The sequence below is a fragment of the Rhizobium sp. PAMB 3182 genome, from assembly GCF_052908355.1.
In genome coordinates, this window is sequence record NZ_CM128607.1 from 3,889,503 (window position 1) to 3,901,664 (window position 12,162).

The following is a 12,162-nucleotide window of genomic DNA, read 5'->3' on the forward strand; positions in this document are numbered from 1 at the left end:
GACAGGTTCCCAAGAGGGCCTGAAGGAGGAGGGGAGCCGGACACATTAAACCCCGGGCGCAGGCCCGGGGCTTTAAGGTCGACCAAGCGATCAGTGCTTAGTTGTTGTTCTGCGTCGTGCGGTTGACGAGTTCGACGGAGCCGCCCGGCTGAACCTTGTAGAGTTCTTCCACCTGGTTGCCCTTGTCGTCGTAGAAGTCGTGCGTGAAGACGCTTCCGGCCGGAGCCTTCGTCAGATGTACTTCAGACGAGTTGCCATAGGTCAGGCTGCCCTTGATGGGTTCCAGAGCGAAGGCGGAGGATGCGCCGGCTGCGGCGATGAGTACGGTTGCTGCAATAAGCTTTTTCATTGTCTTATTCCTTTTGGTCAGAATGGTTGGATTTTCTGTTTCAGGTCCGACTTAGTCGTTGGTGACCTGACGGTTGACGAGATCGACGGAGCCACCCTGCTGAACCTTGTAGAGTTCGTTCACCTGGTTGCCCTGTTCGTCGTAGAACTCGTGGGTGAAGACGCTGCCGGCCGGAGCCTTGGTCAGGCGAACTTCAGACGAGGTGCCGTAGTTGAGGCTGCCCTTGATCGGCTCCAGAGCGAAGGCGGAAGAGGCGCCGGCTGCGGCGATGAGTACGGTTGCTGCAATAAGCTTGTTCATTGTCTTTGTCCTTTTGGTCAGTCTGTTTGGTCGTGCGGTTGAGGGTTCGGCTTAGTCGTTGGAGACCTGGCGGTTGACGAGGTCGACGGAGCCACCCTGCTGAACCTTGTAGAGTTCGTTCACCTTGTTGCCCTGTTCATCGAAGAACTCGTGGGTGAAGACGCTGCCGGCCGGAGCCTTGGTCAGGTGGACTTCAGAGGTGCCGTCGTAGTTCAGGCTGCCCTTGATGGGCTCCAGAGCGAAGGCGGAAGAGGCGCCGGCTGCGGCGATGAGTACGGTTGCTGCAATAAGCTTGTTCATTGTCGTATTCCTTTTTGATTTCAATTTTTGTCTTTGAAGGGTGGGGACCGACTTAGTTGTCGGTCACCTGCCGATTGACGAGGTCGACGGAGCCGCCCTGCTGTACCTTGTAGAGTTCCTGAACCTGGTTGCCCTGTTCATTGTAGAACTCGTGGGTGAAGACGCTGCCGGCCGGAGCCTTGGTCAGGTGGACTTCAGACGCGCCGTCGTAGTTCAGGCTGCCCTTGATGGGTTCCAGAGCGAAGGCGGAGGATGCGCCAGCGACGGCTGCAACCATGGAGAGTGCAATAAGTTTTTTCATGATCTTGTCCTTTCGGAAATGCGGACTAATTAGTCGTTGGTGATCTGACGGTTGACGAGGTCGACGGAGCCGCCCTGCTGAACCTTGTAGAGTTCGTTCACCTGGTTGCCCTGTTCGTCGTAGAACTCGTGGGTGAAGACGCTGCCGGCCGGAGCCTTAGTCAGGCGGACTTCAGACGAGGTGCCGTAGTTCAGGCTGCCCTTGATGGGCTCCAGAGCGAAGGCCGAAGAAGCGCCAGCGGCTGCGATGACGAGGGTTGCTGCAATAAGCGTTTTCATTTTTCTATTCCTTTCAGTATCTTGGGGCCTGTGTGGCCAGTCGTTTTAATCAAGCGACTGAATAAGAAATATGCCCATTTTCGAAAATTTCAATCGCCTCCCTTATTAATTTTTTGTCAGATCTGGCGTTCTGGACTGACTTTTGTGACAGTCAGATGAAGGGAAGTGTTTGAAAAATATGCAAAATTAACTCAATCGTATGATTGAAAAATAATGTTGTTCTGATCTTTTGAACGCTGTGTTCAGTGTTAAACAATCCCTATTTCCGGTCCGTCCGGCGCCCCGAAATGCGCCATTGGCCATGGGATTCCGCACTATGAGAGATTCTTCCGCGGGTTGAATCGGCTGATTTGGCTGACGAAGCTGCCGGAGTGCCAGCCGTTCGAATCCGGTGGTGGCCCGGGGGCTCACTTCAAAGGGGGCTTCTTCTTGTCCATCGATGCTCGATGAATTTCTGTCGAGCGAGAGCGGCACCATACGCCAACGCAGGCTCATCAAATGGCAGACGGTTGCCCGGGGCCCGGCTGCCGGCCATGCAGGAGGGGCTTGACGAATGGTGGTTTGATGGCGCATAAACGACAGAACCGTACCGTACGGTACCTAGAGGAATTGCAGTGCTCGACGGATCCGCAAATACAGGGGAGTTCTCTCCCAGGCAGAATGAGGTGCTGGAAGCGGCGCTGCATTTGCTTGTCGCCGGTGGCGAAAAGGCGTTGACCACGTCCGGCCTAGCGCGGGCGGCGAACTGCTCGAAGGAAAGCCTTTATAAGTGGTTCGGCGACCGCGACGGCCTCCTGTCCGCCATGATCACCCATCAGGCTGCCAAGGTCAGGGCCTATGAGCCCGCCGGAGAGCGGCTGTCGACGGACGACCTGCGCAAGCATCTCCTGCGATTTGCCAGCGACCTGCTTGACGTTCTTGCCGGAGACGTGTCACTGGCGCTCAACCGGCTGGCGATCGGCCAGACGAGCCGTGACGGCGCCAAGCTCGGCGACCTGCTTCTGGAGCGCGGCCGCCGGCAGATCGATCGCCGGGCGCGGGCGCTGCTCGACCATGGCCGCCGCGACGGACTGCTGCAGTTCGAAAGCGGCGCAGAAGCCTACGAGGCGCTCTACGGCCTGATCGTCGCCGACCTGCATGTGCGCATGCTGCTTGGCGAGCGGATCGACGGAAAGACCTATGCCGCGAGGGCGGAGAAGGCGGTCACCGCCTTCCTCAAGCTCTACGGCACCGAGAAGACAATTGCCGCGATGTGATGTCGCGTGCGGGAATAAAGAGATAACGGACAGCAAAGGGAAGGAAAATTCAATGCGCGTCTATTACGATCAGGATGCAGATCTCAATCTCATCAAGGCAAAGAAGGTCGCCATCATCGGTTACGGTTCGCAGGGCCGCGCACATGCGCTGAACCTGAAGGATTCCGGCGCCCAGAACGTGGCGATCGCACTCAAGGCAGGCTCCGCCACCGCCAAGAAGGCCGAAGCCGACGGCTTCAAGGTCATGACGGTTGCCGAAGCTGCCGGCTGGGCAGACCTGATGATGATGGCGACGCCTGACGAACTGCAGGCCGGCATCTACAAGTCGGAAATCGCTCCGAACATCCGCGACGGCGCTGCCATCGCATTCGCCCACGGTCTCAACGTCCATTTCGGCCTGATCGAGCCGAAGGCTTCGGTCGACGTCGTCATGATCGCGCCGAAGGGCCCGGGCCATACCGTTCGCGGCGAATACCAGAAGGGCGGCGGCGTGCCGTGCCTGGTCGCCGTACACCAGAACGCTTCCGGCAATGCGCTTGAAGTTGCCCTGTCCTACGCCTGCGGCGTCGGCGGCGGCCGTTCGGGCATCATCGAAACCACCTTCCAGGAAGAGTGCGAAACCGACCTGTTCGGCGAGCAGGTCGTCCTGTGCGGCGGTCTCGTCGAGCTGATCCGCGCCGGCTTCGAGACGCTGGTCGAAGGTGGCTACGCTCCGGAAATGGCCTATTTCGAGTGCCTGCACGAAGTGAAGCTGATCGTCGACCTGATCTATGAAGGCGGCATCGCCAACATGAACTACTCGATCTCCAACACTGCCGAGTGGGGCGAATACGTCACCGGCCCGCGCATCATCACGGCTGAGACGAAGGCCGAAATGAAGCGCGTCCTGAAGGACATCCAGACCGGCAAGTTCACCTCCGACTGGATGCAGGAATGGCATTCGGGTGCTGCCCGCTTCAAGGGCATCCGCCGCATGAACGACAAGCACCAGATCGAAGAAGTCGGCGAAAAGTTGCGTGGCATGATGCCGTGGATCAAGAAGGGCGCGCTGGTCGACAAGGCCCGCAACTAAGCCATTCGGCAATCACAAATGAAAAAGGCCGGGGAGGGCGACTTCCCCGGCCTTTCCATTTAGAGCGGACGCTGTCTGGATTCACCTTGCGGCGACTCCCGGCGAGCCGGCCATCAGGGCAATTGCGACGAACAGGCCCATCGACAGGATGGTGGCGAGCGAGCCGATGATGGCGAGGCCCTCCGTCATGCCGAGATTGGCAAGTGCGATTCCCGGGATGAGAAGCCAGATCGACAGCGTTGCGAAGGCGACGTGGATGCGGGCGATCCTGCGGCGGGCCATGTGCGGGGCAGCCTGATAGAACAGTCCGAAAATCCCCATCGATACCCAACCGAGCAGGTTGAGATGCGCATGGACCGGCATCAGGGCATGGTCGTGCGACGCGGCCATGGTGATGCCGAGTGCCATGCCGAGGAAGGCATAGACGGCGGCCGAAACGAAGCAGAAATGCGCGAGCTTTTGCATGGTAGTCCCTCTCCGGTGACACGCCGTCAGGCTGCCTGCGGTGGCATGATCTCGATGCCGTAGCGGGCTGCCGTCTGGGCCAGGAGACCGAAATCGGGCGGTCCCATTTCCTGATAGGCGGTGTCGCCGGGCGTCACCGGGTCGCCGACGGTCATGAAGAAGCCTTCGTGCATGCCGCCCGGCAGGTTCACGATCAGCATCTTGGCCGGCTTTTCATCCGGGTTGCGGAAGGCGTGGACGGCCTTTGGCGGCACATAGGCGAAATCGCCGGCCTCATAGATGCGGCTTTCGCCATTGATGGAAATCTCGTAGCGCCCGCTAAGGACGAGGAAGGCTTCCTCGTCGTCCTGCCGATGCAGGGGAGCGCCTGCTCCGGGCGCGGTCAGGCACTCGGTCAGCGTGAAGGAACCATCGGTTTCCCGCGTCATGGCACGGAAGGTGAGAAGATTGCCGAGGAAATGAACGATCTTCGGTTCTCTCTTCTCTGCGGAAGGAAATGCGGATGCGGCGTTTTGCATGTTTGTGTCCCTCGATGTTTGTGATACGTTGAACTCGTAATGAGATAAATGTCTCATAAAGAGGATTGCATGAAGAGTCAAGACAAGAGCCATGAACGGGTGAACCAGAAGCGACGGACGCGTGCGGAACTGCTGCGGGCGGCGCAGGAAATGACGGAGCAGGGGCTTCAGCCGTCTGTCGCGGAGGTGGCGGATCATGCTGGCATTTCCCGTGCGACCGCCTATCGCTATTTCTCGACGCCGGAGGAGTTGATCCGGGAAGCCGCACTCGATGCGGTCGCGCGCAACATCACCGTCGAGCTGCCGAACGCCGTCGACGTGCGCAAGGCGCCGGAGGACCGGCTCGCGGATGTGGTCGGCCAGATATATGCGATGGTGGAAGACAACGAGCCAATGTTTCGCGCCCTTCTCGCGAGTTCCGCGACCGGAAAGAGTGCCACCAAGCGTGGTGGCCGTCGCTTGACCTGGCTTCGCGAGGCGCTGGACCCCTTGAAGCAGGAGCTGCCGGCAAAGGATTATGAGCGCCTGATTCACGGTCTGTCGCTGATGACGGGCATCGAGACGCAGGTGGTGCTGAAGGACATATGCGAGCTTTCTCCCGCAAGAGCCCGAGAGGTGTCGATCTGGGCGGCGCGGATGCTGCTTGCCGGCGTCCTCGCGAGCGCCAGGAGATGAGGCGCAGCCTGCTCGGACGCCAATGAATCGGCATTATCCCATTCCAAAATAACGACAAATCCATATAGGTCAGCATTGTTGACATATGTGGATTTGCGTGCTGAAATCGTGTGATAAAAGATAAACAGGAAACACACGCCATGGACTGGGAAAGCGTCTTCGCTTCGCGCGCGTCGCGCATGAAGGCATCGGAAATCCGCGAGCTTTTGAAGCTTCTGGAGCAGCCGGACATCATTTCTTTCGCGGGCGGAATTCCGGACGCCAAGCTGTTTCCGAAGGAAGCGGTGAACGCCGCCTTCGCCAAGATCCTCGGCGGCGAACAGGCGAGTGCCGCCCTGCAATACTCCGTCAGTGAAGGCTACCGTCCGCTCAGAGACTGGATCGTCTCGCGGATGCAGGTGCTCGGCATCGACTGTTCGGCGGAAAACGTGCTGATCACATCCGGTTCGCAGCAGGTGCTGGATTATGTCGGCAAGCTCTTCCTGTCGCCGAAGGACACCGTACTCGTGTCATGGCCGACCTATCTGGGCGCGCTCGGCGCCTTCAACGCCTACGAGCCAAGCTATGACCGGCTGGACGTGCTCGCCAATCGCGAGCCATCTTCCTATGTCGAGGCCGCTGCGAAGGCGGGCGGTCGGGTGAAATTCGCCTACTGCGTGCCGGAATTTTCCAACCCGACCGGCGAGACCATTTCGGTCGCGGCGCGGGAGAAGATCCTCGATCTTGCCGAATCGCTCGACATTCCGGTGATCGAGGACGCCGCCTACCAGCAGCTGCGCTACGAGGGTGAAAGCCTGCCGCCGATCCTGGCGCTCGATATCGCCCGCAATGGCGGCGACATCGAGAAGACCCGCACACTCTATTGCGGCACGTTTTCCAAGACCCTGGCGCCGGGGCTTCGTGTCGGCTGGGTGGTTGCCTCCAGGCAGGTCATCGCCAAGATGGTGCTGATCAAGCAGGCCTCGGACCTGCATTCCTCGACGATCAACCAAATGGTCGTCGCCGAAGTCGCCAACGCCATATTCGACGAACAGGTCGCGACGTTGAGAGAGACCTATGGTCACCGCCGCACACACATGCTGCAGGCCATGGAGCGGCACATGCCGAAGGGTGTCTCATGGACGAAGCCGGAGGGCGGCATGTTTCTGTGGGTGACGCTGCCGGACGGCATGGATGGTGCCGAGCTTTTGGCCAAGGCGATCCGGGACCACCGGATCGCCTTCGTTCCGGGCCGGGCGTTCCACGCGGACGGATCGGGCGCCAACACGTTGCGGCTCAGCTTCTCCTGTGCCGACGACCAAATGATCGATACCGGCATAGAGCGTCTGGGCCGTCTTCTGGCTGGAGAGCTGGCGGGTTAGACTCCAACCGGGGAGGGCCGGAGGCGAGGGCATCAGTCTTTTTTGAGGAACGGTCCGAGCAGGGCAAGGTCGGCGGGGCCGAGCCTGTCGCTCGCCGTCCTGGCCTGGTGCCAGTAGGGATAGAGGAGTGGCGGGCGGCTGACCTTTTCCAGTCGAGCGATTTCGTCGTCCGACAGCGACAGTTCCGCCGCCGCCACATTGTCCTTGAACTGCGCTTCTGTGCGGCCGCCGATGACCAGCGAAGTGACCCAGGGCCGCGACAGCATCCAGGCGAGCGTCACCTGCGCGGCGGAAACGCCGTGCGCATCGCCGATCTCGACCAGCGTATCGACGATGTCCCACAGCCGGTTCTCGTCACGGATCGGCGGTTCTGTCCAGCCGGCGAACTGGCGGCTGTCTTCCGGCGTCTCCTTGTTGCGGCGGTGCTTGCCCGACAGCAGGCCGCCGGCAAGCGGGCTCCAGACGAGAATGCCGAGGCCCTGATCGACGGAGAGCGGCACCAGCTCGTATTCGGCCTCGCGGGCTTCCAGCGTGTAGTGAATCTGCTGGCTGACGAAGCGCGACAGCCCCTTGCGCTCGCTGACGCCAAGGCCCTTCATGATGTGCCAGGCGGCGAAATTGGAGCAGCCGATGTAGCGCACCTTGCCGTGCTTCACGAGAATATCGAGGGCTTCCATGGTTTCCTCGACCGGCGTCAGCCCGTCCCATTCATGGACCTGGTAGAGATCGATCGTGTCGGTCTTCAGGCGCTTCAGGCTCGCCTCGCAGCCTGAAATGATGTGATGGCGGGAAAGGCCGCGATCGTTCGGGCCGTCGCCCATTGGAAAGCGGACCTTGGTGGCGATCAGCGACTTCTGGCGGCGGCCGTTTCGCGACAGGATGTCACCGATCACCTCTTCCGACGTGCCGGCCGAATAGGCGTCCGCCGTGTCGATCAGGTTGATGCCGGCATCGAGGCAGATGTCGACCTGGCGCTCGGCTTCATTGCTGCCGGTATTGCCGGTCGCCTTGAAGGCGCCCTGGCCGCCGATCGTCATCGTGCCCATGGTGAGCACCGAGACCTTGAGCCCCGAATTTCCTAGCTGGCGATACTGCATGTGGTTCCTCCTTCACTCTTGAGGGTAGAAGTAGCAAGCGGGACGCGTTTGCCAAGGGCGGCGGGCCGAGAAACGGGCCGGCTTGCGGAAACCGTTGTCGGGCTCTGGATCGGTTCGCCTTTTCCGCCTAGGGTCCGGTCGTGTTTTTCGAGTCCCAGCCGGAGAAAGGCCTTCATGTCGCTGCGCCTTGCCACGTTCAATGTCGAGAACCTGATGGAACGCTTCGATTTCTCGGGCTTTCGCAATGAACTCAATCGCGACCGGGCGCTGCGTCTCTTCAACGTCGACAACGAAGCGCAGTACCGGCGGCTGGAGGAGGCGCGGATGGTGGCGTCTGCCGATGATACGCGGCAGCTCACCGCGCTGGCGATCGCCGATACCCGGGCGGACATCATCTGCCTGCAGGAGGTCGACAACATCGACGCCCTGAAGGCCTTCGAATACGGCTATCTGTTTCGCATGGTCGGCGCCGGCTACCGGCAGAAATACCTGATCGAGGGCAATGACAGCCGCGGCATCGATGTCGCCGTGATGATGCGCGAGGAGACCGCGGACGGCGAGCCGATCGAGGTTTCCGACATCAAGAGCCATGCGGCGCTCACCTATCGCGACCTCGATCTCTATACGCCGGAGATTGCCGAGACCAACCGGCCGGACGACCGGATCTTCCGTCGCGACTGCCTGGAGATGGATCTCAAGATCGGCGGCAAGCCGTTCACGCTCTATGTCGTGCATCTGAAATCGATGAGCGGCGGCGGGCGGCAGGGCATGGACAGCCGTATCGCCACCATGGCGATCCGCGAGGCGGAAACGAAGGCGGTGCGCCACATCATAGAGCAACGATTCGGGCGCGGTGGCAGCGCCAGCAAGCGGTTCGCGATCTGCGGCGACATGAACGACTATCAGGAAAAGATCGTCATCAGCGGCGACCGGCTGAACGGCTATGCCTTCGACCCTGTGGAGGAAGCGGAAAGCGCGCTGAATGTGTTTTCGCGCGACGGTTTCACCGAGAACGCGCTCCTGCGCCGCGACGTGATGGACCGCTGGACGCTCTATCATTCGCGCGGGCCGCAGGAGCGCCATCTCTGCCAGCTCGACTATATATGGCTGTCGCCCAAGCTTGCCGCAGACAATGCCCGGCGCGTTCCGGAGATCATTCGCAACGGCCAGCCCTATCGCACGATCTTTCCGCCGGGCCAGGAGGTGGAGCGCTATCCGCGCACCGGTTGGGATCGCCCGAAGGCGTCCGACCATTGCCCGGTCGCCATCACGCTGGACATCCTATGAGCGGCATTATGAGTGACCTGCCGGGCGAGGGCGAGGTGATCGACATCGACGCCTTCGATCTGCGCGTTCACGACGGGGTTCATCCCATCGAACGAGAGAACTGTTCGGCGATTGCCGCAAACTGGGACAAGGAGAAGGCCGCCAAGCCGGCGCTCTTCAATGGCCGGGTGGTGTTTCAGGATCGAGTCGCGATCGAGGACCGGGTTCTGCGCGCTGAAGGTTTTGTCGTCGATTATGCGACCTTTCTCTGGTGGCGGCGTCATGCCGAACCGAAGGCCGGGTTTCATCTCTTCGGCTTTCCCGTGCCGGTCTCCAGCGACGGGGCTCTGATTGCCGTGAAGATGTCGGAGCACACCTTGAACGGCGGCTTCGTCTACTGCCCGGCTGGCGGCATCGACGACAGCGACGTCGTCGACGGGCGCTGCGATCTCGCCGGCAACATGGCGCGCGAGGTGTTGGAGGAAACGGGACTGACGCTCAAGGATGCGCGAGCGGCGGATGCCTTGCATGTCTTCCGCGTCGGACGGCATTTCACCGTCTTCCGATATTTCCATTTCGACCGTACGGCCGATTCGCTGATTGCCGACATTCGCGCGCATATCGCCAACGGGCATGAGGACGAGATCGCCGATGCGGTGGCGATTACCTCGGGCCGGCCGGACGCCCATCGCTATTCACGGGCGATGTTGCCAATTCTTCACCATTATTTCGGGTCAGACCGGGGGTAGACAGCAAGGGGTTGCGCGGCGGTGGCCTGTAAGGCACGGTGCAGCCGGTTCATGATTCAGGAGGTAAGGTGTGCCGCGGGCTTACAGTATCTATGACGTGTTCACGGACAAGAAACTTGCTGGCAACCCGCTTGCCGTCATATTCGATGCAGAAGGTCTTTCCACGGAAGCCATGCAGGCGATCGCCCGGGAAATGAACCTGTCGGAAACCGTCTTCGTGCTGACGGCGGAAAACCCGGCCCATACCGCGAAGATCCGGATCTTCACGCCCGGCCGCGAATTGCCGTTTGCCGGACATCCGACGGTCGGTACCGCCGTGGCGCTGGCGGAGGAAAAGCACGAGCGCAACGGCACCACCGACATCGACGTCGTCTCGGTTCTGGAAGAGGAGGTCGGACCGGTGCGCTGCGCCGTCAAGCTCCGCTCGGATGGCGCGGGCTTTGCCGAATTCGACCTGCCGCGCAAATCGAACAGCATCGCCCTGCCGCTGGAGAAGGAAGGCATCGCCGAAGCGCTGAGCCTCAATCCGGCGCAGCTCGGCTTCGAAAACCACCAGATCAGCATCTGGAGCGCCGGCGTGCCGTTTCTCCTCGTGCCCGTCCATGATGTCGCGACCGCCTCGCAGATCGAATTCGATCCGACGCTCTGGGAGCGCGCCGTTCCTTTCGTGGAGGGGAGGCTTGCCTCGGCCTATGTCTATACGCGCGGCGGCATCCATCACCACGCCAATTTCCATGCGAGGATGTTTTCGCCGGATATGGGGATTGCCGAAGACCCGGCGACGGGCGCAGCCGTGGCGGCGCTGTCGGGGGCGATCCGCTTCTATGACGACCTCAATGACGGCCATCACAGCCTCGTGGTGGAGCAGGGCGTGGAAATGGGCCGTCCGTCCTTCATCCATCTGCACATGAGCGTCGCGGGAGGCGCGATCGCGACGGCAAGAATCGGCGGACAGGCGGTTCGTATCGCGTCCGGCACGCTCGACATTTGATCGGCCGCGGGTGTGGCCGACAGCAAGACTGTCGTTTTTCACCGCGTTTCCGGCCCTTTTGGGCACCTGCGAAAAAAAGATGATTTTGTCTCTGGACATTAAAAAAGAACCTGTCTATATCGCCCACACACTGCAGCAACGCAGGGTGTGGGTGATTAGCTCAGTTGGTAGAGCAGCTGACTCTTAATCAGCGGGTCCACGGTTCGAGCCCGTGATCACCCACCAAATTCTTTCTTGAAAACCAAAAACTTCCGCTGATTAATTAAAGTAGTTTCTGCGCCGCTCACGGGCGCGGAAAGATGCTTGTCCTCAGGAACCGTCTGGTGCTGATGCTGGTCGGCAGCCATCTTGTTTGCGATGACCGCCTGGAAGAGAAATCCTCGTCTTTGGCTCCGTCACGCAGAGGCTGACCACACCGGAAGTCTGATTGTCTCGGCATTCAAGTTGCACCTTCGCACATCCACGTCGCGGGTTGACCCCGCATCTCAATCCAAGGCTAATGTCGGTGGTGCCGCCGACGGCATGGGCTAGCACGGAGGAGACTGGCATGTCCGACTATGTGGCGATCGCATCGCCGGCGGAAATCCTGCATTTCTGGTTCGAGGAACTGACGCGAGAGGACTGGTTCAAATCCTCGCCAGAGCTCGATATTAGTATCCGCAAGCGGTTTGCCGAGACGCATCTGAGCCTTGCCAATCATATCGGCGACGAGTGGCATGAGACGCCGGAGGCGTTTCTGGCGGCCATCATCGTTCTCGACCAGCTGCCGCGCAACATGTACCGCGCTACGCCTCTGGCCTTTGCGACGGACGGTCTGGCGCTGCGTCAGGCCAAGCTCGCGGTACAGACGGGCGTGGACAGGAAGATCGACCTCGAACGGCGTGTCTTCGTCTACATGCCGTACGAGCATTCGGAGAATATCGAAGACCAGACGCGCTGCGTGGAGCTGATGGAGACACTCGGCAACGAGGAGTTCCTCGACTACGCCCGGCGGCACCATGAGGTGATCGCCAAATATGGGCGGTTTCCCCATCGAAATGCCATACTTGGGCGCGAGTCCACCGACGCGGAGAAATCCTATCTGGCGCAACCCGGCGCCGGCTTCTAGTCTGCCCGGGATCGCGCGTCGGCAAGGGTTTCCTCGCGGTCGAAAATGTGCCAACCAGCGCATGACCGTTTCCACG

The 12,162-nt window shown here is 60.6% G+C and carries 17 protein-coding genes and 1 tRNA gene; 9 read left to right on the forward strand and 9 right to left on the reverse strand.

Annotation, left to right across the window (positions count from 1 at the left end; genetic code table 11):
• Positions 1 to 97: 97 nt before the first annotated feature.
• Genes ACU5AZ_RS18595 through ACU5AZ_RS18615 form a run of 5 tightly spaced genes read right to left on the reverse strand, consistent with a single transcriptional unit; the run spans position 98 to position 1,528 of the window.
• Positions 98 to 349: a hypothetical protein gene (locus ACU5AZ_RS18595; RefSeq protein WP_446823801.1), complete on the reverse strand. Its 252-nt coding sequence runs from the start codon at positions 347 to 349 to the stop codon at positions 98 to 100.
• Between the two features lie 51 nt (positions 350 to 400).
• The gene (locus ACU5AZ_RS18600; protein WP_446823802.1) at positions 401 to 649 is read right to left on the reverse strand and encodes a hypothetical protein; all 249 of its coding nucleotides are present in this window, start codon (positions 647 to 649) and stop codon (positions 401 to 403) included.
• 51 nt (positions 650 to 700) lie between these two features.
• Positions 701 to 949: a hypothetical protein gene (locus ACU5AZ_RS18605; protein WP_446823803.1), complete on the reverse strand. Its 249-nt coding sequence runs from the start codon at positions 947 to 949 to the stop codon at positions 701 to 703.
• 52 nt (positions 950 to 1,001) lie between these two features.
• On the reverse strand, positions 1,002 to 1,250 hold the full coding sequence (locus tag ACU5AZ_RS18610; protein ID WP_446823804.1) for a hypothetical protein: 249 nt from the start codon (positions 1,248 to 1,250) through the stop codon (positions 1,002 to 1,004).
• Positions 1,251 to 1,279: 29 nt separating this feature from the next.
• Positions 1,280 to 1,528 carry a hypothetical protein gene (locus ACU5AZ_RS18615; protein ID WP_446823805.1) on the reverse strand — a complete coding sequence of 83 codons (249 nt, stop codon included), beginning with the start codon at positions 1,526 to 1,528 and terminating at the stop codon, positions 1,280 to 1,282.
• 614 nt (positions 1,529 to 2,142) lie between these two features.
• Here ACU5AZ_RS18615 and ACU5AZ_RS18620 point away from each other — a divergent pair.
• Together ACU5AZ_RS18620 and ilvC are read left to right on the forward strand one after the other, a co-directional pair.
• Positions 2,143 to 2,784, forward strand: a complete 642-nt coding sequence (locus ACU5AZ_RS18620) for a TetR/AcrR family transcriptional regulator (protein WP_446823806.1) — start codon at positions 2,143 to 2,145, stop codon at positions 2,782 to 2,784.
• A 52-nt stretch (positions 2,785 to 2,836) separates the two neighbouring features.
• A complete protein-coding gene (gene ilvC / locus ACU5AZ_RS18625; RefSeq protein WP_446823807.1) occupies positions 2,837 to 3,856 on the forward strand; it encodes a ketol-acid reductoisomerase in 1,020 nt (339 codons plus the stop codon).
• Between the two features lie 81 nt (positions 3,857 to 3,937).
• Here the strand turns inward: ilvC and ACU5AZ_RS18630 are convergent, their stop codons facing one another.
• Both ACU5AZ_RS18630 and ACU5AZ_RS18635 read right to left on the reverse strand, forming a co-directional pair.
• On the reverse strand, positions 3,938 to 4,321 hold the full coding sequence (locus ACU5AZ_RS18630) for a hypothetical protein (RefSeq protein WP_446823808.1): 384 nt from the start codon (positions 4,319 to 4,321) through the stop codon (positions 3,938 to 3,940).
• Positions 4,322 to 4,347: 26 nt separating this feature from the next.
• On the reverse strand, positions 4,348 to 4,839 hold the full coding sequence (locus ACU5AZ_RS18635) for a cupin domain-containing protein (protein WP_446823809.1): 492 nt from the start codon (positions 4,837 to 4,839) through the stop codon (positions 4,348 to 4,350).
• A gap of 69 nt (positions 4,840 to 4,908) precedes the next feature.
• Between ACU5AZ_RS18635 and ACU5AZ_RS18640 the strand changes: the two genes are divergently transcribed.
• Positions 4,909 to 5,514 carry a TetR/AcrR family transcriptional regulator gene (locus ACU5AZ_RS18640; protein WP_446823810.1) on the forward strand — a complete coding sequence of 202 codons (606 nt, stop codon included), beginning with the start codon at positions 4,909 to 4,911 and terminating at the stop codon, positions 5,512 to 5,514.
• Between the two features lie 140 nt (positions 5,515 to 5,654).
• A complete protein-coding gene (locus ACU5AZ_RS18645; protein WP_446823811.1) occupies positions 5,655 to 6,875 on the forward strand; it encodes an aminotransferase-like domain-containing protein in 1,221 nt (406 codons plus the stop codon).
• Between the two features lie 32 nt (positions 6,876 to 6,907).
• Here ACU5AZ_RS18645 and ACU5AZ_RS18650 read toward each other — a convergent pair whose 3' ends face one another.
• A complete protein-coding gene (locus tag ACU5AZ_RS18650; RefSeq protein WP_446823812.1) occupies positions 6,908 to 7,972 on the reverse strand; it encodes an aldo/keto reductase in 1,065 nt (354 codons plus the stop codon).
• Between the two features lie 174 nt (positions 7,973 to 8,146).
• On the opposite strand from ACU5AZ_RS18650, the gene ACU5AZ_RS18655 reads away from it, so the two are divergent.
• The 4 genes from ACU5AZ_RS18655 to ACU5AZ_RS18670 all read left to right on the forward strand — a co-directional run bounded on the left by ACU5AZ_RS18655 (position 8,147) and on the right by ACU5AZ_RS18670 (position 11,203).
• A complete protein-coding gene (locus tag ACU5AZ_RS18655) occupies positions 8,147 to 9,259 on the forward strand; it encodes an endonuclease/exonuclease/phosphatase family protein (RefSeq protein ID WP_446823813.1) in 1,113 nt (370 codons plus the stop codon).
• Between the two features lie 8 nt (positions 9,260 to 9,267).
• Entirely contained in the window at positions 9,268 to 9,987 is a 720-nt protein-coding gene (locus ACU5AZ_RS18660; RefSeq protein ID WP_446823814.1) for an NUDIX hydrolase, read from the forward strand.
• Between the two features lie 70 nt (positions 9,988 to 10,057).
• Positions 10,058 to 10,978 carry a PhzF family phenazine biosynthesis protein gene (locus tag ACU5AZ_RS18665; RefSeq protein WP_446823815.1) on the forward strand — a complete coding sequence of 307 codons (921 nt, stop codon included), beginning with the start codon at positions 10,058 to 10,060 and terminating at the stop codon, positions 10,976 to 10,978.
• 149 nt (positions 10,979 to 11,127) lie between these two features.
• Positions 11,128 to 11,203 (forward strand) — tRNA-Lys (locus tag ACU5AZ_RS18670).
• On the opposite strand, the gene ACU5AZ_RS18675 is transcribed toward ACU5AZ_RS18670, so the two are convergent.
• Positions 11,194 to 11,325, reverse strand: a complete 132-nt coding sequence (locus ACU5AZ_RS18675) for a hypothetical protein (protein ID WP_446823816.1) — start codon at positions 11,323 to 11,325, stop codon at positions 11,194 to 11,196. The genes ACU5AZ_RS18670 and ACU5AZ_RS18675 overlap by 10 nt on opposite strands.
• 200 nt (positions 11,326 to 11,525) lie before the next feature.
• Here ACU5AZ_RS18675 and ACU5AZ_RS18680 point away from each other — a divergent pair, with 200 nt between their 5' ends.
• Positions 11,526 to 12,086 carry a DUF924 family protein gene (locus tag ACU5AZ_RS18680; protein ID WP_446823817.1) on the forward strand — a complete coding sequence of 187 codons (561 nt, stop codon included), beginning with the start codon at positions 11,526 to 11,528 and terminating at the stop codon, positions 12,084 to 12,086.
• Positions 12,087 to 12,162: the final 76 nt, after the last annotated feature.